General features: G+C 41.5%; 14 protein-coding genes. 9 read left to right on the top strand and 5 right to left on the bottom strand.

What is annotated here, in order from left to right; all coding sequences use genetic code 11:
* Window positions 1–11: 11 nt before the first annotated feature.
* The 3 genes from J2W55_RS13805 to J2W55_RS13795 form a co-directional block, all read right to left on the bottom strand.
* A complete protein-coding gene (locus J2W55_RS13805; RefSeq protein ID WP_310096548.1) occupies window positions 12–3083 on the bottom strand; it encodes a SusC/RagA family TonB-linked outer membrane protein in 3072 nt (1023 codons plus the stop codon).
* A gap of 335 nt (window positions 3084–3418) precedes the next feature.
* The gene (locus tag J2W55_RS13800) at window positions 3419–4846 is read right to left on the bottom strand and encodes an arabinose isomerase (protein WP_310096547.1); all 1428 of its coding nucleotides are present in this window, start codon (window positions 4844–4846) and stop codon (window positions 3419–3421) included.
* A gap of 284 nt (window positions 4847–5130) precedes the next feature.
* Window positions 5131–5832 (bottom strand): rhamnogalacturonan acetylesterase, encoded by a 702-nt coding sequence (locus J2W55_RS13795; protein WP_310096546.1) that lies wholly within the window; start codon window positions 5830–5832, stop codon window positions 5131–5133.
* A gap of 750 nt (window positions 5833–6582) precedes the next feature.
* Here J2W55_RS13795 and J2W55_RS13790 point away from each other — a divergent pair.
* The 6 genes from J2W55_RS13790 (at window position 6583) to J2W55_RS13765 (ending at window position 19030) form a co-directional block, all read left to right on the top strand.
* Window positions 6583–9768, top strand: coding sequence for a SusC/RagA family TonB-linked outer membrane protein (locus tag J2W55_RS13790; RefSeq protein WP_310096545.1), 3186 nt, complete (start codon window positions 6583–6585; stop codon window positions 9766–9768).
* An 11-nt stretch (window positions 9769–9779) separates the two neighbouring features.
* Window positions 9780–11246, top strand: a complete 1467-nt coding sequence (locus tag J2W55_RS13785) for a RagB/SusD family nutrient uptake outer membrane protein (protein ID WP_310096544.1) — start codon at window positions 9780–9782, stop codon at window positions 11244–11246.
* 42 nt (window positions 11247–11288) lie between these two features.
* Complete coding sequence (locus J2W55_RS13780; protein WP_310096543.1) at window positions 11289–12932, top strand: alpha-L-fucosidase; 1644 nt, start codon at window positions 11289–11291, stop codon at window positions 12930–12932.
* 8 nt (window positions 12933–12940) lie between these two features.
* On the top strand, window positions 12941–14812 hold the full coding sequence (locus J2W55_RS13775; RefSeq protein WP_310096542.1) for a beta-L-arabinofuranosidase domain-containing protein: 1872 nt from the start codon (window positions 12941–12943) through the stop codon (window positions 14810–14812).
* Between the two features lie 100 nt (window positions 14813–14912).
* Window positions 14913–17468, top strand: coding sequence for a sodium:solute symporter family protein (locus tag J2W55_RS13770; RefSeq protein WP_310096541.1), 2556 nt, complete (start codon window positions 14913–14915; stop codon window positions 17466–17468).
* A 140-nt stretch (window positions 17469–17608) separates the two neighbouring features.
* A complete protein-coding gene (locus tag J2W55_RS13765; RefSeq protein ID WP_310096540.1) occupies window positions 17609–19030 on the top strand; it encodes a GDSL-type esterase/lipase family protein in 1422 nt (473 codons plus the stop codon).
* A gap of 1 nt (window position 19031) precedes the next feature.
* Here J2W55_RS13765 and J2W55_RS13760 read toward each other — a convergent pair whose 3' ends face one another.
* Window positions 19032–20285, bottom strand: a complete 1254-nt coding sequence (locus tag J2W55_RS13760) for a HEPN domain-containing protein (protein WP_310096539.1) — start codon at window positions 20283–20285, stop codon at window positions 19032–19034.
* A gap of 113 nt (window positions 20286–20398) precedes the next feature.
* On the opposite strand from J2W55_RS13760, the gene J2W55_RS13755 reads away from it, so the two are divergent.
* The gene (locus J2W55_RS13755) at window positions 20399–20803 is read left to right on the top strand and encodes a helix-turn-helix domain-containing protein (RefSeq protein WP_310096538.1); all 405 of its coding nucleotides are present in this window, start codon (window positions 20399–20401) and stop codon (window positions 20801–20803) included.
* A gap of 268 nt (window positions 20804–21071) precedes the next feature.
* Here J2W55_RS13755 and J2W55_RS13750 read toward each other — a convergent pair whose 3' ends face one another.
* Window positions 21072–21629 (bottom strand): hypothetical protein, encoded by a 558-nt coding sequence (locus J2W55_RS13750; protein ID WP_310096537.1) that lies wholly within the window; start codon window positions 21627–21629, stop codon window positions 21072–21074.
* Between the two features lie 150 nt (window positions 21630–21779).
* On the opposite strand from J2W55_RS13750, the gene J2W55_RS13745 reads away from it, so the two are divergent.
* Both J2W55_RS13745 and J2W55_RS13740 read left to right on the top strand, forming a co-directional pair.
* Entirely contained in the window at window positions 21780–22955 is a 1176-nt protein-coding gene (locus tag J2W55_RS13745; protein ID WP_310096536.1) for an SIR2 family protein, read from the top strand.
* Entirely contained in the window at window positions 22952–24742 is a 1791-nt protein-coding gene (locus J2W55_RS13740) for an ATP-binding protein (RefSeq protein ID WP_310096535.1), read from the top strand. The genes J2W55_RS13745 and J2W55_RS13740 overlap by 4 nt, the downstream gene beginning before the upstream one ends.
* The last annotated feature ends 2 nt before the right edge of the window (window positions 24743–24744 follow it).

Genomic DNA, 24744 nt, shown 5'->3' with positions numbered 1-24744 from the left:
TTGAAATGATCTTATTTAAATGTAGTTTGGATGCCAAATGAGAACGTTCTTGGCACAGGATAAGCGTTTTCGTCCACACCGATCCCCTGAGTGGCATCCAGGCCCGAAAAGCTGATCTCGGGGTTCATGCCGGTATATCCTGTTATAATGAAAGCTTGCTGAACAGATCCGTATACCCGTAAGTTTTTCAGCATGCCGCCGTTCTTTAATTTGAAATTATATCCCAGCGAAATATTTTTTGCGGTAAGATAAGATCCGCTTTCAAGCCATTGTGAGTTTACCTGTCGGCCCATAGCAGTAGTACCGGTTTTTGTTCTCGGGTAAATACCAGAACCAGGATCTTCGGGTGATCTCCAGTGGTCAAGCGCGGCGGCAAGCAACATTCTTGAACCATCCATATTGGTTTGATAAGCCCATTTGGCGGCATTTAAAATTTGCCCGCCAACAGCTCCGGCCATTGAAATGTTCAGGTCGAAGTTTTTATAAGTAAAGGTGTTTGTGATACCGAAATTAAAATCGGGGGTTGGGTCGCCAATGAATGTACGGTCGTTCACGTCATCAATCACTCCATCACCGTTAATGTCCTTCACCTTAATTGTACCAACATCAGAAGAGCTGCCGTACTTAGCTGAATTGGCCAGATCAGTAGCATCTTTGTATAATCCCTCATAAACAAAACCATAAAATTCTCCTAAATGGTGACCAACCTGGTTGCGGTAATAATCAGAAGAAACAGTATTGTTCCGGCGGATAAATCCCGGAGATACCAGCGATTTGATAATGTTTCTTTCAAATGAAACATTGAAACTGCTATTCCATTTTAGCTTACCTGTTAAGTTCACGGTATTTACACCTATTTCATGTCCCCAGAAAGCAAACTGCCCGATGTTAAAATTGATGCTCGAAAAACCCGACGCTCTTGGGATGGGCCGTGACTGGATCAAACCGTCTGACAGTTTGTGGTAATAATCATAGGTAATACTAATGCGGCTTTTGAGGATCGACAGGTCTAAACCAACATCAAACTGTTTGTTACGCTCCCAGGCCAGCTCAGGGTTTCCTAATGTACCAATGGTTTGCCCCGCAACAGAAACCCCGTTTAATACATAGTTGTATTTCCCCAGTGCAGACAAGGCGGTGTAATTTCCGATTGTGTTATTGCCGGTTATTCCATAGCTTGATCGTATTTTAAGGAAATCAATTATCTTGATGTTTTCCATAAATGTTTCATCACTCACTATCCAGCCTGCTGATACAGACGGAAAATATCCATACTTACGGTTGGTTCCAAACCTTGATGACCCGTCGCGGCGTACAGCGCCCTGTAACAGGTACTTACCTTTGTAGTTATAATTTAAACGACCAATGGCTGATAACAGGGAGTACTCTGTAATATTACTTGAGCCCGCGGTTATAGATGTAGCAGCACTTAAGTAAGGTATATCATCATTTGGATATCCTGTGCCTGATACTGAATTGCTTACCTGGCTAAATTTTTGCGCCGAATAACCTACTAAAGCCTCTATATTATGGTCATTGGCAATTGTTTTATTGTACTGAACGTTTGTTTCAGCGGTCCAGGAGTAATTGTCAACCGAACTGCTTAAACCCGTAGCTATGGAGTTGGCTGTGATGCTGGCAGGAGTAAACTGGTTACGTGTTTCTGCGCCTTTGTCTGCACCTGCGTTTACCTTTATGCTCAGCCCTGGCAAAAACTCATAATTTAAATAAGCATTACCCAATATGCGCGTGGTAATATAATCGTCTTTATTCAGCATGAACTGGGCAAGCGGGTTGATGTAGGAAACCATACCCGGCGAGTTCACATTTTTGGTGTAAGTGCCATCCGGATTATATGGGGATATCAATGGACTTGATTCAAAAACCCTTTCAAACAAGCCGCCAACGCCATCCGTATTCAGCCTGTTATTATGATCTAAGCGATAACTTGGCGCAAGGTTAAACCCTATTTTTAATTTGTTATTGCTTAAAGTTAAGTCCTGATTTATGCGCAGGGAAAAAAGCCTGGTACCGGTATTTATAATTACACCCTGTTGCGACTGGTAACCCGCCATTACTGTTGATGTAGATTTTTCACGTGCAGTTTGCACAGTAAGATCATAACTTTGTATTGGAGCTGTGCGGGTAAGCAGTTTAAACCAGTCGGTTCCTTCGCCATACTGGCTTGGGTCTGCATAAGCAGGATCAAGCTTGGGATTTGTTCCCGGCTCATATTTTACCTGATCCTGATACCTTTCATTCATAAAGGTGGCAAACTGATTGGCGTTCATCATATCGGGCACCCTATTCATTGGGATCTTTTGCACACCATAATTGCTACTGAATTGTATTTTTGAATCACCTGCCTTAGCATGCTTGGTGGTTATCAGGATAACACCATTTGCTGCACGCGAACCATATAAAGCGGTAGATGACGCGTCTTTTAATATCGTAAATGTTTCAATCTCATCGGGATTAATATTGTTGATGCTACCGGTAACAGGCAAACCGTCGATAACAAACAGGGGCTGATAATCTAAAGTAAGCGATGCCGCGCCACGGATACGGAACGCCATGCCGCGCCCGGGCTGACCACTGGTTTGTGAAATATCAACACCGGCAACTTTTCCCTGCAATTGCTGTGCAAATTGCCCTACCGGCATATCCTGCAGCGGAGTCGCGCTGATCTGCGCTATAGACCCGGTAACCTCCCTGCTGCGTTGCTTACCGTAACTTACAGTAACCTCGTCAAGGCCCCTGGCGGCCATTTTCAGTTTGATGTTAATTTCCCCACGGTTGCCAACCACCGTTTCTACTGTTTCAAAACCGATCATCTTGAAAACCAGAACCGAGGATGGTGTTGCATTAATCGAATACTCGCCGCTGTTATTTGTTGAAACACCATTTTGCGTGCCTTTAACTAATACAGCCACTCCCGGAAGCGGTTCATCCCTTTCATCAGTCACCTTTCCCCTAATCCTGCCCGCCTGCTGGCCAAATGCCATGTTGCCGAAAAGCAAGGCAAACAGGAATAAATAAAAATGCTTTTTTTTAATAATAGCATAGTAGAGTTTTTTTTGCATAATGGTTTAATTTTTTAATAAATGAATTCTAAAGCCCATTAAATGGGTCAGGAACTGATTAACAGGAAATAAATTATTAATGGTTAATTGGTTAGCTTCACTAATTCTATTCAAATAAATAAAAATAAAATAAATAAAACAAAATAAAACTTCAAAAAACATAAATTTTAATAATTTTAAATACTTTTAATCGATTTGTTAAATCAAATGCAATAATAAAGCTACCATGTTAAGATAAACTTACTTTAATGTTATTATAAAAAGAAAGGAGTTGAAACAATTTTAAATAGTATTAAACCCAAAGAATGTTATTAATGCACAAAAACTCCAAGTTTTTAACATACCTGCACCATATCTATATTAAGCAATTGCCCCAGTTTATGCAGCTTTGAACTGATATGCCCCACACCTACCGCGCAGTGATGCGCCGGCCCATAGCTATTCCAGTTATTCACAAAATTGCGCGCTCCAATACTGAATTGATACCGGCTGTTGGTATTGCCTATCTCCAGCACCGGGCCAGCTACAGACATTCCCTCGGCTACCAGCAGCATTAGTTTACCTCCTTGTTCTACAACCGACAATAAGGTTACCGGGCCGTGTTTTACCGACATCTCTACGGATAATCCCCTACCCACCTTACCGTGATATACTTTTAACGGGCGCACCTTGGTCTTCCCTTCGGCTATTTTAATATGCCCGGGGCCGTCATGCCCCATTAGCACCACGTCATCCTTAAAATCCATCGCATAATATTCGGTGAATGAGCCGCCCGCCCCAAAGCTGTCCATGATTTTCATCGCCTGGGCGTTTTTTATCTCATATTCTCCCGCCACAGGTATGTTTCTGGCAGTCAGCAGCGAGTTCCCTAAAATGATCGAGCTGATCGTATCTTCATTATCCGCATTACCCGTGCCTTTATAGTAATAGGCCATAGAGCCAAGCTTATGTCGGTCAACCAATTCATCCAGCGCTATCGAGGTTCTGGCCGCTCTTTCTAATTCTTCTATCGGGCAGTCGTCCTGCACTTCAAACTGTGCCCGGAAAAGCGCTACCCTTTCAGCTATGTGTTCTGCAGTGACTAATTTTCTGAGCCCGGCCAGTTCATCCACTTCCAGCAATTCTATGTGGCCGCCAAAACTGGCATATTGCAAGGTTAGGTCACTGTATATATCCAGCATACCGCTGTAGTAATGCCCCATACAGCCCAACCTATTGTAGGCCATGGCATGAGCCACTTTAGCCGCTTCTACCCATTCCGTCACTTCATCCCAGCATTCGGGGTCGTTATGCAGCATACCGGTGATCTGGTGAAACCTGATTCCGGTCCGTTTAAATACATTGGCAATTTCGGGCACGGGGCAGGCCGAACAATACGCCAGCCATTCGCCCGTCATTGCGGTACGATCTTCCATCCGGTTAAAAACCTCATAATCAATAGCCGCCTCCGGCGCAAGATTCAGGATGATGACCGGCACCTTGGCTCTTTGCACTACAGGCAGCACCGTAGATGATAGTGCATAAGTGGTTACATACAAAAAGATAAGGTCAACATCCTCCCGCCTAAACTTACTCCCGGCCTCAAAGGCTTTTTCGGCCGTATCGATCAGGCCCAGGTTTACAACCTCCGGATGGATCGCTTTAAGCTTTCCTTCTACTACTCCCATATACCTTTTCAGTCTCGTTTGCAATCCTGCAAACTGACCCCAATAAGCATCCAGCCCAATACCGAATAGGCCTATTCTTAATGTATTTGATTCCATGATTTTCTGTTGATTTTAGATTTATTATTTTGGTTTAATTGATCTTGATGAATGGAAATGAAACTCACCAAGGCCCAAATTAAACAAAATGAAATTATTTAAAATAAAAAAAAAGAATATTTAATCAGATTGCGGTATTTAATGCACGTCCGGCAGCGGCATATACTTTATTTCGGAGTAAAATGGAAGGGATCTAAAGCAGGCGCTTTTATACCTAAGTTGTTAGCTATTGACCAACACTTCTCATAAATTTTATTTTGGACGGTGAAAAACCGATACCCGATTTAAGGCTTGAGAGCAATATGTCGCACAATTTCAAGCTTTAATGACCGGACGCCGTCCAGCACTATCTCAGCCACTTTACGGGCGCCCAATTCATTAAAGTGAGTATCGTCTGCCCGGCCCTCCGGATAGTTGATGCTTTCTCCCGGGGCCAGGTAATTAAATAGTTTTTTTGATTCCTCGGGCCCGAGCTTTTGTAATAAAGCCTGACTCTCCTTATCCAGATCTATAAGCGGAACTTTTTGTTCCGAGGCAACTTTACGTACGATCGCCGAATAAACATCATGTGTTCCCACTACCACGCCTGTTGTATCGAACTTTCTTCGAGCAACCGGGGTAAGTAATACAGGCTTTGCTTTTTTCTCCCGGGTTTCACGGATGAATTTTTCTAAATTATCCTTGTATCCCTGTTCATTAATATAACTCTTTTTGGTGGGCACTTCATCATTGTGGCCAAATTGTATAAATACGTAGTCGCCTTCGTGCAAACTACCAACAATGGAATCCCACAAACCTTCATTAATGAAAGTTTTTGTACTCCGGCCATTCTGCGCACGGTCGTCAACAGTTATCGTATTATCAAAAAATGTAGCGAAAGGCATCCCCCAGCCTGTTTCGGGAAAAGCCTTAGGCTTTTTGATCGCCATGGTTGAATCGCCTGCCAGATAAATGGTGCAATGGCCCGGAATAAGTAAAAAGGACATCAGAAACACCGCGTTTACTAAAACACAGGCAAATAATAAGCTCTTAAATTTAATACGATTACTACAACGGGTCATAATTTGAATTTCATGATCAACGGCTATGTTTTCACTTACGGTGTTTTAACAGCAGCGCTCACAAATTTAAAGCGGACAGTGATTAAACCATCCCTCTTTTGGTAACATTTTAATTATATCCCGGATTTTTGCTTAAACATATCCTTATTGGTCACCGCATCAATTTGTCCCTGTGGTATTAATCTTACCATCTGGCCCACCCTTTTCCACCAGCTTCATCAATCACAAAATACTTTCTTAAAAAATCTGAGGGGGCTTATTAATAAAAGACCATGCCGTAGTTGCTTCATACCTACAATGCGCGTGGGCCTGATTTTTAATCACTTATACAGCATATTGCCTCCCAGAACTCCATATTAAAAATTGAATAATAAAAATCGTGAATAAAATTTGCAAATAAAATTTACAACTCACATATTTGTATATATGTATGACATAAATACATTTTAAACCAATTATTAATTTCTGTTTATTGAATGCTTAGTGAATAAACCTGGCGCCGCCCCCTCGAATCGCCCTATAACCTTAAACCAATAAAAATCAAAATTATGAAAACCCTCCTTTGTTATAGTCCGTAACACTCCATTTAGTGTTAATTTGTCTACATGTACTACATATTCCTGCGTTAAACTACAACTACCCCAACCTTTATGAAACCAACAAACCTTAAGTCATATGAGAAATCTTTTCATTTTATTGATGCTATGTGCTTTTGCCATAAATGCAGATGGCGCCTTATCTAAAAGGATACCTAAACCCATTCCTGGTTACTTTGATATTTCAGTTAGCGGCGTTGTTACCGGTCAGGACGGCTTGCCTTTGCCCGGGATTATGGTTAAAATAAAAGGTACAAACATTGCAACCGCTACCAATCAAAACGGCGCGTTCAGGTTAACACTAAAATCATTGGATGGTATCCTGGTTTTTTCGGCCATGGGGTATGTCAGTAAGGAAGTAACTATTAACAACTCCTTAAAATATGATGTAGTACTAATTGCTGACAGTAAATCATTGAATGAGGTTGTCATCATTGGATATGGCACACAACAAAAACTGACGGTGAGTAATTCCATCTCTTCCATGACTTCAGCACAGATCGAGAAGCAAGTTACGGGTAATATATTAACTGCTATGGAAGGCCAAATGCCCGGTGTAGAAGTTAGACAAGGTTCGGGAAGGCCCGGAGAAAACCCAACGGTTAGAATCAGGGGCACCGGCTCCATCAACGCCAGTAACGCCCCTTTATATGTGGTTGATGGTTTGCCTCTGGAAGATGCAAGTGATATCAATTCAATAAATCCAAATGATATAGCCACCATTGATGTTTTAAAGGATGCCGCGTCGGCCGCTATTTATGGTTCCCGGGGCGGAAACGGCGTAATCATCATTACTACAAAAATGGGGTCTGCAAGGCGTACCAAATTTGATTTTTCTTTTTATACAGGCGCAAGTGAAGTTTCAAAAAAAATGCAGGTATTAAACAGAGACCAATATATTCAGTATCAAAAGGAAGGGTTTCAATATACATGGGTACAAAGCGGCGGAGATCCATCAATACCCAACGCCCAGCGGCCAAATGGCTACCGGTATTTGCCAATGTATGATAATCCTGATACAATAGCCAACACCAACTGGCAGGACGAAATTTTCAGAACTGCAATTGTTTCAAATTATCAGGTTGGGTTGCAGGGCGGAAGTGATAAATTTAACTACTATGTATCTGGTAATTACCTTAACCAGGAAGGTATTGTTAAAGCTACCAATTTATCGCGTTACTCATTTAGGGCCAATGTAAACGCCACTTTAAATAAATATCTGAAAATGGGATTTAATATTACACCTACCTATGGCGTTGAAAATTTGCGACCTACTGACGGGCATTTTAATGGTGCATTTAACGATGGTGCAACCTTAATATCTGCCTTAATGATGCCGCCTACTATTCCCGCCAGGTTTCCCGACGGTACCTATGGGCAAACCCTGGGCAGTAAAATATTCACCGGAAATGTTGCAATTACTTCGCCATTGCAAAAACTGGAAGATCCTAATTATATAAATAGAAGCAATACTTACCGGTTACAGGGAATGACTTATATTGAGGTTAATCCGATAAAAGAATTAGTTTATAGGATGGATTTTGGCGGGGATTACAAAAATGCTTCGTCACTTTTTTACCGGCCATCAACCGTAAGTACTGCTTCTGCAGGGGTAAATATCCCAGGCGTTCAAAGCAACGTTGCCAATATTGCAAGTAATAGTAGTCAAATAACCGCAAGCAATTATACCTGGAACAACCAGGTTACCTACAATAAAACCTTTGCCAAAGTGCACCGTTTAAATGCAACAGCGGTATTTTCTATACAAAAAAGCAATTCAGACTTAACAACGCTTACCGGACAAAGCGGATCGTTTGCCAATGACCTCATTCAAAATGTTCAGGGTGCCAGTATAATTAATGGCACGTCAAGCAGTCAGGCCTGGAGTTTAATGAGCTATTTGGGCAGGGCTACCTATGATTACAAAAGTAAATATTTATTAACTGCCTCTGTAAGAAGGGATGGAACCAGCCGTTTTGCCCCGGATCATCAATGGGGAACATTCCCATCAGTTTCAGCGGGATGGCGTATTTCGGAGGAAGACTTTTTTAAACAAATAACCGCAATAAGCGAATTGAAGGTAAGAGCGAGTTATGGCGTTACCGGCAACTTTTCAATCGGGAACTATGCCTGGCGCAGCACGTTGATCAGCTCCAATTATAATTTTGGTTCAGGTGACGGAAAATTGGTTAACGGTTACGCCCCAAATAACTTTAAAAGCCCTAATCTGACGTGGGAAACAAATAAACAATTGGGCGGCGGTTTTGATATCGGGTTATTGCGTAACCGTATCTATTTAGCTGCAGATATTTATCGCAGGGTTACATCTAATTTATTGTACAACAGGCCTATACCTGGAAATTCCGGATTTAATCAATATTTGGGCAATATTGGCAGTGTGGAAAATAAGGGCATCGAATTGGATCTGAGAACGACTAATATCGTCAGTCGAAAATTTACCTGGAATAGTAGTATCAATTTTTCCCTGAACAGAAATAAAGTTATAAAGCTGGGCGAGAATAACGAACCTATTTTAGCGACTACCGAAAATACGGTTACTCAACTCATTCAGGTAGGTCAGCCTTTTGCTGTATTTTATGGTTACCCTACGGCGGGCATATTTAAAGACCAGGCAGACGTAGCTGCCAACCCACAGATGAAATTTTCAGCTGCTTCGGGTCCCGGCGATACAAAGTTTGTAGACACTAACAAAGATGGTGTTATTTCAGAAGCCGACCGGACAATTCTGGGTAATCCTACACCCAATTTCTCTTATGGAGTTACAAACAGCTTTTTCTATCAAAATTTTGATTTGAGCATACAAATCCAGGGCGTGCAGGGCGGGGATATTTATTATTTGGGATCTCGTTTTGTTGGGGCAAACCAGCTTACATTCAATCAGCTTGCCGTATCAGTTTTAAACAGGTGGAAATCTGAATCAGAGCCCGGAAATGGCAACTATCCCAGAATTGGTTCTGTAGGCCTGGCCCCCTCCAATGTTCAGCGTTATCTGTATGACGGAAGTTACCTGAGGATCCGCAACGTTTCATTAGGTTATACCCTGCCGCCGGGCAAGCTTAAAAAAATTGGCGTTAGCGCGCTAAGGCTTTATGTAACAGGCCAAAACCTATACACTTTTACCAAATATATAGGGTATAACCCCGAGGTTAACCAATACGGAGAGGCTGTAAGCAGTATAGGGCTCGATTATGGATCTTACCCGCTAAGCCGCTCTGTTGTATTCGGAATAAATCTCTCATTTTAAAATCAATGATCATGAAAAAGAAATTTATAGTAGTTATATGCGTGCTGTTGTTTACTCAATGCAAAAAGGACTTTTTAGATATGCAACCAATTACAGTTGGAACAACAGATGAATTTTACAATACACAGCAAGACATGATCAATGCCGATAACGCGATGTATTCTGTATTGCAAACAACAAACGCATCAGATTATATGGTTGGCGATATCCCTACAGACGACTCGACACCGGGTGCGGGAACTTGCGCGACGGGGATCTGCGACTTTGATTTTTTCGACCTGGAGCCGTCTGTAACTGTTTCGTCAGGCGTTCTTAATACCCGCTGGACATCCTTATATAAAGGTGTCAGCCGGGCAAACATCGTTTTGAATAGAATAGATGGAGTAAAATTCAGCGATCCGGCTTTAAAAAACAGGATAATCGGGGAAGCGAAATTTTTAAGGGCTTACTTTTATTTTTCGCTCGTGAGAACTTTTGGCAGTGTACCATTAATTCAAAAAGAACTGAGCTCACCCGAAGAAACTTATATCTATAAACGAGAGGAGCTGGCAAATATTTATAAATTGATTCAACAGGATTTCGCCGATGCCTATGCCCTGTTGCCGTCTTCCTATACAACTCTCGATATTGGCAGGGCCACAAAATGGGCAGCAGAAGGTCTGTTAAGCCGGGTATTGCTGTTTCAGGGCAAATTTGCTGATGCCCTGCCCCTTTTAAAAGATATTATTGACAACACAGCCGGTATATATGGCTTTTTGCCCAATTATGCGGATGTATTCAGATATGATAATGGCAACAATAAAGAGATCATTTTTTCCATTCAATATGCCCGTGGTTTCCTGCCAAGTCAGGGCAGGGCTCCACATGCCAACTTTATACCCCTGGGGACACAATTGCAGCCAATTGGCGGGCAAGGGTACAATTTGCCTACCCAGGATATTGATCTGGCATTTGAACCAAATGATGCGCGCAAAAGCGCCACCGAATCTCAAACCATTACAAAAAGCAATGTGACATCGTCATTTCCACATGTCAGAAAATACCTTGACCCCGCTGAGACGCAGGCTAATGATACCAGTGTTGATTTCCCGGTATTACGGTATGCTGATATATTGCTTATGTATGCAGAATGTTTAAACGAAACGGGTAACCCCGCAAGCGGCGTTGTTTATTTAAATATGGTTAGAACTACGCCAAGAACCAATTTACCCGCTAAACCGTTAACCATTAACCAGTCAGACCTAAGAACAGCGATCGCAAACGAAAGAAGAATTGAATTTGCATTTGAGGGCCTGCGCTTTTTTGACCTTGTAAGAACCAATAGCCTTGAAACCGTAATGAATGCCTACTTCACTAAATATAATATCACAAACAATGGCGTACCTGTGCATATAGATGCTCACAACAGGATATTTCCAATTCCGCAGCAACAAATTGATACCAACCCTCAAAACATACAACAAAACCCAGGGTATTAATTGTTTGCAACGAAAACGTGTTCATTTGAATCACCAAAAGCTATGAAAAAGATCAAATTTTACATTGGCGCTTTCTTCCTGTTATGCTGCATCGTAAAAGGCTATGCCCAAACGGAAACAGATGATAACAGATTTTCCGGCAATAAGAATAACCCCGAACGGCAGGCATGGCTCAGGGACCGGGGTTTCGGTATGTTTATTCATTTAAATATCGATGTCCAATTAGGAATAACGATCAGTCACTCGCTTGTAGGAGCTTCTGAAGCATATTGTAAAAAGTACTATGAAACTTTACCTCAAACCTTTGATCCTTATAAATTTAACGCTTACGAAATTGCAAAACTGGCCAAGTTAGCCGGAATGAAATATATTGTTTTTACAGCAAAGCATCATTCCGGATTTTGTTTTTGGGACACCAGAACAACCGATTTGAATATTATGCATACACCATATAAAAAAGACCTGTTGAAAGAATATGTCGAAGGTGTTCGTAAAGCAGGTTTGGCCGTTGGCTTATACTATTCTCCGGAAGACTTTAAATTTTTATATGATCATAAAATCCCGATCAAAAGAGGCGATATTAAGTTGAAGGATAACGAGCACAAGGCTTATGATGATCTGGTAAAACAGCAAACAACAGAGCTTTTTACCAATTACGGCCAAATAGATGTTTTATTTATAGACGGAGAGCCTAAAGACCCCTGCAAAAAAGTGGCCTGGTCGCTTCAGCCCAATGTGGTCATAACACGTGGGGCAATTAACACCCCCGAACAAACCTTACCGGGCGCTGCACAGGACCAATTTTGGGAGTCATGTATCACAATGGGCACGCAATGGAATTACAAGCCAACCAATGATCATATAAAAACAGGCGGAAGGTTAATTGAGTTGCTTATTGAAGCACGGGCAAAGGGAGGGAATTTTCTTTTAAATGTTGGCCCCCATCCAGACGGCTATATTCCATATGAACAAGAGGTTAATTTAAGAGAAATGGCCGCCTGGAACTTTATAAATGAGGAGGCCATACAAGGTGTGAGACCATGGATAATTGTACACGAGCATAACATTTGGTTTACGGCATCAAAAGATAAAAAGACAGTTTACGCCATAATTACCAGGCAACCGGACTGGCCGTTAGGCCAGCGGAAGGAGATCATACTTAAATCTGTAAAGTCTACACCATCTACCAAAATTTCCGTATTGGGCCAAAACAGTGAAGTTGTTGAGTATCAAAACGCAAAAGATGCCTCTTCTCGTTTTGAACAAAAGAATGACGGGCTGCATATTTCTGTGGTCAGAGCTCAAAGGGTATACGACAACAATAAATGGCCAAATCCCGTAACAATAAAACTTGAAAATATTGAACCCGCGCTTGACCCGCCTGTTATTATCACGGGTAACGCCATTACGCAGAACGGTGAAGCCGTATTAAAAGGAAGTTTGGTAAAAAAGGGGGACGCACCTATCGTTCGTGTCGGGTTTGAATATCGTCCTTATGCCGGATTTGCTGAAAACCTGAATAGTACCGCATGGAACACCACGAAGTATGCAGAAAGAAACAGCGAGGGCGACTACACAATTTCATTAAAAGGTTTAAAGAAAAATACACCATATGAATATCGGGCAGTTGTGGTTCATCCTCAAATAACGATACAGGCAGATATAAAAACATTTACAGTAAAATAATTAACCTCATGAATTACCTGTTAAAAAGCAATTTAAAAAAGCTGTTAAAAAAAGGCTCATTTGTTTTTACACTTCTGGTTATTAACAACATAGCCCCTACCCTTGGCCAAACTACGGCGTATAGCTCAGGTGAACTTGCATATCGCATGGATATGGCTTACCGAAGGTTAACGGACAGTGTTTATAACCCGGCATTTACCGAAAAGTTTATTTTAGCCGACGTTAACATCGATCCGGATAATGCCAGGAGATTTTACAATTTCAGCGGAGATCTTTCCGGGCGATATATCGAAGTGATGTCGTTGATGGACGCAAGTGACGCCAAAGTAAATCTTCATCAATTAGTAAAAAATGCCATTAAATGTCAAAAGGCCGATGGCAGGTTTGGCAGTGCGCAACTTGTGTTTTCAAAAGAAGAGATAGGGAAACAACACATGGCTTTACTATGGGGGAACGGCCGCTTGCTTGTAGGATTATTAGCGTATTATAACCGCTATCATGATAAGGAGGTTTTAGCATCGGCAGTAAAATTGGGCGATTTTTTTATAAAAGCTTACAGTGTATGTGGTACTCCTGAAATTGTTAAAAGACTTGACGGCTTTGGCGCCAACGGAATTATTTGTGTAACTCAATTTGTTGAGGGCCTGGTAACCTTATCTCAGTTAACCGGAGATCATAAATATGCCAAACAAGCGGCAATTACTTATAAACTGCTTCCTGATCGAGGCAAGCAGCATAGCCATGGCTATTTAACCACATTAAGAGGTGTGTTAATGTTATATGATTTTGATAAAAATGCTGCCGACCTGGCTTATGTAAAGAATGCTTACGACAATCTTATACTATCTGGCGATTATACCAAATTTGGCAGCGTAAGGGAATATTTTGGCAAAGATGCCATTGAACGCGACGAAGGTTGTTCTACCGCTGACTTTGTCCGCTTGTCATTTGATCTTTATAAGACGACCGGAGACTCACGATACCTGGAAAAAGGTGAACTCGCATTGTTTAATGCCCTGTTTTTCAATCAATATTATACAGGGGATTTTGGGCATCATATTATTACCAGTGATGGTTCTGACCCTCATTACCTGCATGCGGCCTGGTGGTGTTGCACCATGCATGGTTTAAGGGCATTGTATGATGTTCGGGGAAATTATATTATCAATACCCGGTCACCGCAATTTAAAGTGGATCTGTATATAGACCATGCTTATAAAACCAGGGATTTAGATATTTCCATAAAAAGGTTCAAAAACATTGGCGACACCTTATTTTATCACTTTAAAATACAGCATATTAACAAACAGTTGTTATTTAGAATGCCTGCCTGGGCGTCAAACGTAGTATGCTATATTAATAACAAAAAAGAAACCCACAGCATTGTAAACGGATATATTTCATTTCAAAAGGAGATCAAGGCAAAAGATGAGATCAGCATCGGCTTTTTATTAAAAAAAACAATAACGGTTGCTTCCGGAGAGCATATACCGCTTGCCGAAATTAAGGGTACTGTAAAAGGTGTTTTACAGTATGGGCCCTATATTTTAGGTGTAGACGATAAGGCTGATCCGGATTTTACCGCAGAACCAAACAACAACATTTTATACCTTAAATCGGTAACGCCAATTAAAAACGATATGCATCATAATTTTGAAAACATATCATTTCTTACCGATACCTATCTTAACATCAATTACCAGCATGGCGGCTATCCGTCATTATCTCAAACCGTTTTACGGCCAATTTCTGAAATGACCTTTGATCGTCACGGGTATTTGCTTTTAAACATTTCCTATTCTTCAGATAAAAATGGAACTGATATTCAGCGCAAAGAATCTATGCAAAATCCCTGGAGACAAAAACTAAAATCACAATAACGATGATCAACCTGTCCCTTAAATGATGAGTGACATTTTTCAGCGCTCAAATGCCACAACAGGCTAAGAACATTTGATAAAATATAATGAAGAAGCTTAAATGAAGAAATACTTCTTAAAATTATCCATCGGACTAATCATGGCCCATTTTACTGCAAATGTGTTCGGTCAATCTTTTTTTAAGTGGGAGAAATTGCCCTCCATACCTGATTCAGTTGGTTTTGCAGGATCTTTCGCCGGAATATCCAATGGCGCTTTATTGGTAGCAGGAGGATCAAACTTTCCAGATGGAGGCAAACCCTGGACAGGAGCGTCCAAAGTTTACAGCGACAGGATATTTGTTTTAGATAAACCCGACGGCAAATGGAAAGAAGCCGGCAAATTGCCAAGGCCGTTAGGGTATGGTGTATCGGTTTCATGGAACGGGAATTTGATTTGTTTGGGCGGCAGTAATAGCCAGGGCAGTTACGCTGATGTATTTATAATAAAGTATATAAACGGTCAAATTCAATTTGATAAACTACCGCCAATGCCGGGTACGCTCGTCAACGCCTCCGGAACTCTTATTGGAGATGTTATATACATAGCCGGAGGGATTAAAGGTCCGGATTCAAAAACCACGGAAAATATTTTTTGGTCTTTTGATCTCTCATCAAACCCAGCAACAAATAAATGGAAAACGCTTCCTGCATGGCCGGGGCCGTCAAGGATGTTGAGCGTTGCTGGGACGCAGGAGGGCAATTTTTATCTTTTTAGCGGAGTAGAGTTAATTGATGGCAAAAGGAAATATTTGTCAGACGCGTATTGTTATTCGGCTATTAAAGGGTGGAAAAAGATTGCCCCGCTGCCTGAACCTGTTGCTGCGGCACCTTCACCGGCTACATCGTCCGGTCAAATGCATTTACTGGTTTTTGGTGGTGATGATGGTATCCTGGCCCCTAAAATGGCCGAATTAAAAGACAAACACCCCGGTTTCTCCGTTAAAATATGGGATTATAATGTAGTTACAGATACATGGTCGGCACTTGGCAAAATACCCTCGTTTCCTAAGGGGAATGGTCATACTAACCTTTGGTCGCCGGTAACAACTGCAGCGGTTGCCTGGAAGGGAAGTACGGTATTTCCCGGTGGGGAGGTTCGTCCGGCAACGCGTACTTCTAATGTATTGATGGTGTCTCCCGCACAGCCCCCCGGCGCGTTTCAGTTGTTAGACTGGACGATAGTTGGGATCTATTTTTTATTAGTAATAGGAATAAGTGTTGTAGTATCCCGAAACATGAAGAATACCACAAGTGAGTTTTTCCTTGGAGGGAAAAAGATTCCCTGGTGGGCAGCGGGCCTGAGTATCTTTGGCTCAAAATTGAGTGCTTTAACCTTTATCGCTATTCCCGCCAAGGCTTATGCTACCGATTGGGTTTATCTGTTGAGTAACTTAATGATCGTGGTTGTAGCACCTGTTATCATTTATTTTTATTTACCTCACTTCAGAAAACTAAAAATAACCAGTGTATATGAATATCTTGCTATCCGGTTTAATGCAAAAGCCCGATTCCTGGGAAGCTTAAATTTCGTCATCTTCCAGATCAGCCGTCTTGGTATTGTTATATATTTACCGGCACTGGTATTAAGTACTGTTACCGGCGTTGATATATGGTTATGTATTATCGGGACAAGTATAATCACCACGGCGTATAGCATATCCGGAGGCATTGAAGCGGTCATCTGGACCGAGGTTATGCAGGTTGGTGTATTATTAGGTGGGGCCATATTAACCCTGGGCTTTATAGCACATTCCATTGATGGCGGATTTGGGCAAATTGTTAAAGAGGCCTTAAATCATGACAAGCTTCGGGTAGCCATACTGGGCTGGAGACGGCTTGAACCGGTTTTATGGGTGGTTTTTATCGGGGGATTTCTTACCCAGTTGGTCACTTATTCTTCCGATCAGGTAGTAGTGCAGCGATATTTGACAACCGCAACCGAAAAGGAGGCCAAACGGTCAATTTATACAAACGCGGTATTGGTTATTCCTGCATCTTTGATCTTTTTTAGCGTTGGCACCGCGCTTTGGGTTTATTACCGGCATAACCCATCTATGCTAAACCCCCATGGCCGAACTGATGATGTATTTCCCTGGTTTATTTCTCATCAACTTCCTGCCGGTTTATCAGGGCTGGTAATTGCGGGGTTATTTGCAGCCACTATGTCAACCATCGGCTCAAGTATGAATTCCATCGCTACGGTAATTACTACAGATTTTTATAAACCTTTTAAACCAAACAGTACTGATAAAGAATGTTTCGCGTTTGCCCGATGGGTTACGTTAGTGTTAGGCTTATTAGGCTGCATGATCGCCATTTACCTGGTCACCCGGCAGGATTCTTCCATTTTTGATCAATACCTTAAAATAATCGGCTTGTTCGGCGGCTGTTTAGCAGGCATGTTTGTTGCAGGGATATTTTTTCCTAAAATCAATGGCAACGGAATACTAATGGGTTTTGCAGTTAGTGCTATCTCGCTTTATTTGATACAGATGGCGAATGTTGTGAACTTTTTTTTATACCCGGTTATAGCAATATTGATATGCGTACCGGCCGGATATTTCTTTAGCATTTTGTTTCCGGCAAGGGCTTCAAAAACACCTATGATTGAATAAAACTCGCAGGAGAAAATTTCAAAGCAGGCAAGATAAGTTACGAAAAACAAAAAAACGACAATAATACCGCGCGGGTTGTTAAACAAAACAAAAAAGTAAAACCGGCCGATATAACGTCAAAATATCAAACGCTTACACTAATGAAAAAAACATTATCGATAGTTGTATTTATACAGGCTTGCATATGGCTTAGTCCGGGCTTTGCGCAATCAAAAATTAAAATAGCCTGTATTGGCAATAGCATCACTTATGGCCGTGGTGTTGCAAACCGTGAAACGGACGCTTACCCCGCGCAACTACAGGCTTTATTGGGTAACAACTACACTGTGATGAACTATGGCGTGAGCGGCACTACCCTGCTGCGTAAAGGCAATGCTCCTTACTGGCAAACACAACAATACCAAAATGCCTTAAATAGCCAGCCGGATATTGTATTCATTAAACTCGGCACGAATGATAGTAAGCTGATCAACCGGGCTCACTTAAATGATTTTGTGGATGAATATAAAGATTTTGTCTGCTCATTTACCCGCCTTTCCTCAAAGCCAAGGGTTATATTGCTGCTTCCCGTGCCTTCGTTTAAAAAAGATACTGCCCAAATATGGGACCAGGTTATTGTCAGGAAAATCATACCTGCTATTCAACAGGTTGCTTATGACATGAATATTGAAGTTATTGATCTCCATTCGTTGCTCATTGATAAACCACAATTTATTCCTGATCAGGTACATCCGGATAAAACCGGCCTGTCTGTTATTGCTAACAGGTTAGCCGAGTTGGTTAAACAGAAGCGGGATACGGTATATGATATTTTTAGTAAAATAGACAGTGCAAAAAAAATCACATCATTTTATGGCTATCAATGCGCTGACTTCCAGTACAACGGCCGTAACTGCAAAATAGTTAATCCTAAGTGGTCAGATAAAAAACACTCCTGGATCTGGCGCGCGAGGTTTTGGGGGACTGAGCCGCAGGTTGAAATTGCATTATTGGAACGCGGTTATCATGTTGTGTATTGTGACGTGGCCGAATTGTTTGGCAATGCAAAAGCTATTGGCCTTTGGAATAATTATTATTCATTATTGAGAAAAGCGGGCTTATCAAAAAAAGCGGTATTGGAGGGTATGAGCCGCGGCGGGGTATATGTTTATAATTGGGCAGCCGAAAACCCGCGCAAAGTAGCTTTTGTTTATGCAGATAATCCGGTACTTGACCTAAAAAGCTGGCCGGGTGGCAAGGGCAAAGGCCCTGGAAGCCCGGCCAACTGGGAAACGCTTAAAAAGGATTACCAAATCACTTCAGAGGAAAATAGTTCGTCCTTTGCCAATAGCCCCATGGATAAAATTAAAAAAATAGTGAAAGGCAAATATCCCATGCTGCATGTTTGTGGGGACGCCGATGAAACAGTGCCGATGGACGAAAACACCTTACCCTTTGAACAAAAAGTAAAAGCGCTTGGCGGCAATATTATTGTAATACATAAACCCAATGCTCACCACCACCCCCATAGCTTGCCAAACCCAACGCCCATAGTCGACCTGATATTAAAGCTCAAAAAATAAATTAAAAGTTATGGACCGACGGTTTATAACCGCACAGAACTTTAATGATGCCAATCAGTGAGCTTTCAACCGCCTGATGCAATATGAATACGGCAAGTTGATCGTTGTTATTGTTCATATAGAACCGGGCCCCCTTCAAAAACTCCTGCCCCTGTCTTCCCCATCTTTGCCAATTGTCAGTCCTCCGGGTGTGCAGCACTTCGTTGGGTAAATTTGATGGCATCAGAAGTTCAAGGTCGGGCGTTTTGTAAGCGGTAATACCTTTAGCCATGGCATCGTTCCAGAACCTGCTGCCGTTTGTTAAACCATGAACGGCGCTCCTGGTTTTGTGCACGAAAGCTAAAACCGATGCCAGCGGCCTGCATTTGTCCTCGATCTTATTGGTCAGCTCATGTTCAGTGAGCTTATCCTGGCCGGTGGTAAGGATCAGTAAACAATAAGTGAGTGGTTCTGCGTAAATACCGAGGTAAACGATCATCTGTACGGCAGGTACTTCTTTTACAATCAGCTTTACCAATTCGTTCAGTCCCAGCCTTTCGCCTGGCGTGAGTTTCGGCCCTAAAGGTTTGATGGCTATCTGCGGTGTCAGTCCAGCCTCATCACCTACTGCCTCCGATGATACTTCCCTGTTTCCGTTTTTTCTCGTCTTTACCATCGGTTCGTTTTCCCTTTGACAAATCAGCCAGGACGCCGCATAAAGTTTGAGCATGTTTTCATAAACGGCAATAACCTCGCCTGGCATCATGGTTTCATCTATCGGGCTTGTATAAAGCGCAGCATGTAACCATTGCTGCAGATAATCCCTGTACATTTGCGGCTTGATCTTTTTAAATATCTTCCGGAATACGGTATAAGGATTCAGTAATTCCTCCGTTGATAAGCCATTGGGGAAATAGACCCATGTAGCTCTTTCTTCAGCCAGCTGACTCTTTTCCAGTTTTTTATATTTCCATGAGTTCTCCTGATAGGCCAAAAGCAACAGGTAAGCTGCCTCCAACAGCCTTAAATTAAGATCATAGCTAAATAAAAGCGTGCCGGGGCCATGCCGCTTATCATTAAAGTACCGGTCACTGATGACGCAATCACGCCATTTTTTCAAGTCCTGGCTATGACTCTTCACACTCCCGGTGTTAAAGAAGTCGGCTATTACGGACAAAGGATCCTGGATTTCGGAATGCCTTAATGTTTTAGGATAATGTTCCCATGGTGCATACTTACTGCAATACATAGTCATTACATTTATCCCGGCCTGCATGAACCGGTATAACAAAAAAACAGCTAAACTTAGCCGTACCGAACCATTGTGTTTTGTATTTTACAATAAAGCGGTTGTTTCGTACTTTTACAGTATATTCATACTTTTAACCTATGGGAGACGCTGCATTACATATCGGTAGAAAAATTAGTCGTATCCGGGAACTTCGCGGCATGAAGCAGGAAAGCCTGGCCGCTGAACTTGGTATCAGCCAACAGGCCGTTTCCAAGATCGAGCAAAGTGCGGATGTCGAAGACGCCGCTTTGGAGAAAATTGCTAAAGTTTTAGGGGTGTCCGTTGAAGCAATAAAGAATTATAGCGATGAGGCTGTTATCTACAACATCCAAAATAATTACGAAGGTTCAAACAACCATGGATCAAACGTTGGACACCAATTCAATTTCAGTCCCATCGAAAAAATAGTGCAGTTATATGATGAGAAAATAGCTTTGCTCGAGCGCCTTTTACAAAGCGAAAAAGAAAAGGTTGAGGCTTTGAAAAACAATAGAATCCACTAAACTTTCCTGGTTAAATTGTGATACTGTCTTGCGGCGGCGTCATAAGAAACATTTACTACTCCCTATCGAAGGCGACTTTGGAGCCTTGATGAACAGCCGAAAGACCGACGGGATGTAGGATTAAAACCTTTTTGATGTAATCAAAAATACATCTTGCTAAATGCGCTAACGCGGCATTTTGCTCCTGCGTCCTGGTCAATTGCTTATCCTGGTGTATTGTGACTGGTCTTTTAATAGTGTCCATTTTATCCACGTACGGTAGCCTGGTTTATTTTAGTCGCAGGTGTGGATTTTTTGCTTTGATTTCCCAAAGCCATTCCTGGGCTTTGGTTTTCCAGTTACGTATTGGAAATCCTTTTCGGCCTTCCCAACCCGCGCTTTCGTAGTGCTGAAAAAACTTCTCGGCCTCAGTTTCTGTAAAACCTGCTTGGTCAAAAAAGATACGTACGTGTTCCCTGGCGGGCGGCACTTCGACGCCCAAACCTGTTTTGATAGAAGAACGTTTTTTAATAGCCATGACGACATTTGTGATTTTCCATGACCTTAAGAATGTCTTCGTAATCGAAGTAAAGGCAGCAGCCGATTTGGAGTAGGGAAGTATGCCGTTGATGCGGAGGGTGAGCAGGTTGGTGATCGATACGCCTAAGAGCTTGCGGACCTCATGGGTTTTGAGCCATTTTTTGGTGGGCTGTCCTGCGTTTTCTTTCACGCTTTTTTTGACTTCTAAAAGCAGTTCGGTTTTGAATTCGTGGAGGTCTTTGACTATGACGAGTTGTTCACCGAATAGTTGGGTGTACCCGCCGAGTTTTTGTTTTTGATGAGGCAAAGTTGGGGGGATGAATAGTGGAGAATGTCCGACGTAATGAGATGTCGGAGAGTGAAAAACAGAAATTGGTAATTACAATTACCGTTAAAAAACGGGGATGGTTTTGATTTAAAAATACATAGCTTTATACATACTAAACAATATCACAATATGGCCGATTATGTACATGATCCACTCCGAGAACTTACTGAAATAAGAAATCAACTTTCTTATACAAAACGACTGGGCTTTCTATTTGGTGCTGGTACTTCTAAAGCGATGGGTATTTCAGACATTAATGCCTTAACAAAGAAAATTGAAGAGAGTCTTGATGCTACTAATAAAGCTTTTTTTTCAACGGTAAAAGCCAGCCTGGATGCGGATCAGCAACATATTGAGGCCATTTTAAATCAAATCAGACTAATTCGGCAAATTACCAGCGATAAAAAGGCCAAAGTTTATGAGGGCATTACAGGAGAAGACGCAAAAAAACTGGACAAAACTATTTGCGATAGCATTTATAAGATTATATCTACCGAGGAAGAAGGGGCAAATGTTAGCATTGCACGAAAGTTTATTAGTTGGCTCAATTGGATGTCAAGGGATTTTGTAAAAGAGATATTTACAACCAATTACGATATGATTCTCGAAAAATCGTTCGAGAATTTGCTGATCCCTTTTTACGATGGTTTTGTTGGGTCTTTCGAGCCATTTTTTGCACATGAAACATTGGACAGCAAATCACGATTTGATAAACCGCCGGTTTCATGGATAAGAATTTGGAAGCTTCACGGATCTCTTGGTTGGTTTTGGAAACTAAATGAAGATAAAAAAACTTATCGCGTGATCAGGTTGAGTTCCGGCGCAAAAGACAAGTATCCAGATTCGGAATTAGTTATATATCCATCGAGAGATAAATATGAATCATCAAGAAAACAACCGTTTACCAGTTATTTTGACCGACTTAAAGAATCATTAATATCTGGAGAAGGAATATTTATTATCAGCGGTTATTCATTTTCTGACGAACACGTTAATGAGGTTATATTTAACGGATTAAATCAGAACAATCGTTTACATATTATTGCCTTTTTTTATGCAGACGAACCATTAGACAATTTAGTTAAGCACACTAAAAATGTACCTAATTTTACACTAATTGGTCCGACAAAAGCGTCCATTTCCGGTATGTATGGAAAGTGGACGTTAGCGAAGGATGGTGAACTTGTAGACCCATTTTGGGATAAAACCAATAGTAAGCTAAAGCTTGGAGATTTTAAAGAGCTGGTCAACTTTCTGATACTATCATCTGGCCTCAAGGATAAAATAGATACTCACGTCAAATGAACACTGATATTACCTATTTAGGCCGCGTGATCAATGTAAACAGTGGCAGTGTAGAGGTTGAAATTTCGAAAGAAATCCCCTCTGCAGCACCAATCATTAACGGGAGACTTTATAAAATCGGGCAGATTGGAACTTTTGTAAAATTCCCGGTGGGAAATTTAACCTTATTCGGCTTAGTTTCGTCTGTCAGCAATACGCCAGCCTCCATAGAAAACATAGAATATGAACCCAATTATGGTTCGCGGTTTTTACAAGTACAATTAATTGGGGAAAAGTTGGGTAATGATCCCTTCGAAAAGGGTATCGGAACTTTCCCGACAATCAACGATGAAGTCCATTTAGTTACTGAGGATGACCTCAGTAGGATTTATGGTGTCAAATCGAACGGCTTTATTGAAATAGGTAAACATGCGTCATCTGAAAATTTGCCGGTGTATATTAATTTACATAACCTTGTTTTGCGGCATTCTGCTATATTAGGGTCAACCGGTAGCGGCAAGTCAAATACAACTGCCAATGTCATCAAAAGAATTCTTGAGGATAATCAGGGTTCGCGAATAGTATTAGTAGATACGCACGGCGAATATGCGTCTGCTTTTGAGGGTAAAGCAAAGGTCTTTCGGATCAATGAAAAGAAAAATCCCCTTTTTGTGCCTTTTTGGATGATGTCATTTGACGAGTTATCTTTTTTCCTTGTTGGCCGAACGGAAGGACAAGAAAAGCCCGAAGACAAACAATTACGCGAAAAAATCATAGAACTAAAGAAAGTTAATTGTTCAAAGCTAAAGGCTGGTTCAGTTAATCCGGATTATGTCACTGCTGATTCGCCAATTCCGTTCGATATTAAACAACTTTGGTATGACTTCGACAGGGAGTTAAACGCAACATACAACAGTGGCAGCGATCAGATTCCCGCAAATGAATGTCTTATAGAAGAGGGTGATCCTAAAACGTTTAAACCTGCCAGCTTTACGCCTTACACTACCCTTAACGCTGTACCTTATAAGTCAAAAAGACAAACAATGTATCCGTATGTCGGTAAGATTTATTCCCGTATAAAAGATACGAGGTATAGTTTTATGTTTAACCCTTCTAACTATGCAGATGCTGATAGTGCGAATGACCTAGATGATTTACTTCGCAACTGGATAGGCAATTCGGAAAGGCTGACGATTCTTGATCTAAGTGGTGTACCATTCGAATTGATCGATATATCAGTTGGATTGATCAGTCGCTTTCTATATGACTCTATGTATTGGGGACGATTTGATGACTACACTGGAAGAAGTCGACCGTTGCTTATGGTGTATGAAGAAGCTCATTCATACTTGCCGAAATCTGAACGAACATTGAATGTATATGGTTATGCGCGAAAAGCAGTGGAGAAAATATTCAAGGAAGGTAGAAAATTTGGCATAGGGGCTATGGTTGTAACACAAAGGCCATCGGAAATTTCAGAAACGATATTAGCACAAGTTGGAACTTTTATAGCGCTTAGGTTAACTAACAGCGGGGATAAAAACACTGTACAATCATCAGCACCTAATAATATGAATAGCCTGATCGAATTACTGCCCTCATTACGAATAGGTGAAGCAATCGTTGTCGGCGAAGCAATCAATATCCCATCCAGAGTTAAAATTAACTTAGTTGAGCCACGCCCATCAAGCAATGACCCGGATTTATCTAAAGCTTGGAACAAAGCTTTCGTCGCTGACGAAAATGATTACAAATCAGTAGTATTATCAATAAGAGAACAAAAAGTAGAATCCAAACCTAAAAAATAACA

The organism is Mucilaginibacter pocheonensis, assembly GCF_031456535.1.
In the GTDB taxonomy this organism is placed as follows: domain Bacteria; phylum Bacteroidota; class Bacteroidia; order Sphingobacteriales; family Sphingobacteriaceae; genus Mucilaginibacter; species Mucilaginibacter pocheonensis.
Note: the sequence above shows the minus strand (reverse complement) of the source record. Positions and strands in the feature narration are given on the sequence as shown.

What these genes read in the sequence shown, in the direction of transcription:
- J2W55_RS13805 (WP_310096548.1), bottom strand. Translation starts at nt 3,083, where the DNA reads ATGCAAAAAAAACTCTACTATGCTATTATTAAAAAAAAGCATTTTTAT.
- J2W55_RS13800 (WP_310096547.1), bottom strand. Translation starts at nt 4,846, where the DNA reads ATGGAATCAAATACATTAAGAATAGGCCTATTCGGTATTGGGCTGGAT.
- J2W55_RS13795 (WP_310096546.1), bottom strand. Translation starts at nt 5,832, where the DNA reads ATGTCCTTTTTACTTATTCCGGGCCATTGCACCATTTATCTGGCAGGC.
- J2W55_RS13790 (WP_310096545.1), top strand. Translation starts at nt 6,583, where the DNA reads ATGAGAAATCTTTTCATTTTATTGATGCTATGTGCTTTTGCCATAAAT.
- J2W55_RS13785 (WP_310096544.1), top strand. Translation starts at nt 9,780, where the DNA reads ATGAAAAAGAAATTTATAGTAGTTATATGCGTGCTGTTGTTTACTCAA.
- J2W55_RS13780 (WP_310096543.1), top strand. Translation starts at nt 11,289, where the DNA reads ATGAAAAAGATCAAATTTTACATTGGCGCTTTCTTCCTGTTATGCTGC.
- J2W55_RS13775 (WP_310096542.1), top strand. Translation starts at nt 12,941, where the DNA reads ATGAATTACCTGTTAAAAAGCAATTTAAAAAAGCTGTTAAAAAAAGGC.
- J2W55_RS13770 (WP_310096541.1), top strand. Translation starts at nt 14,913, where the DNA reads ATGAAGAAATACTTCTTAAAATTATCCATCGGACTAATCATGGCCCAT.
- J2W55_RS13765 (WP_310096540.1), top strand. Translation starts at nt 17,609, where the DNA reads ATGAAAAAAACATTATCGATAGTTGTATTTATACAGGCTTGCATATGG.
- J2W55_RS13760 (WP_310096539.1), bottom strand. Translation starts at nt 20,285, where the DNA reads ATGCAGGCCGGGATAAATGTAATGACTATGTATTGCAGTAAGTATGCA.
- J2W55_RS13755 (WP_310096538.1), top strand. Translation starts at nt 20,399, where the DNA reads ATGGGAGACGCTGCATTACATATCGGTAGAAAAATTAGTCGTATCCGG.
- J2W55_RS13745 (WP_310096536.1), top strand. Translation starts at nt 21,780, where the DNA reads ATGGCCGATTATGTACATGATCCACTCCGAGAACTTACTGAAATAAGA.
- J2W55_RS13740 (WP_310096535.1), top strand. Translation starts at nt 22,952, where the DNA reads ATGAACACTGATATTACCTATTTAGGCCGCGTGATCAATGTAAACAGT.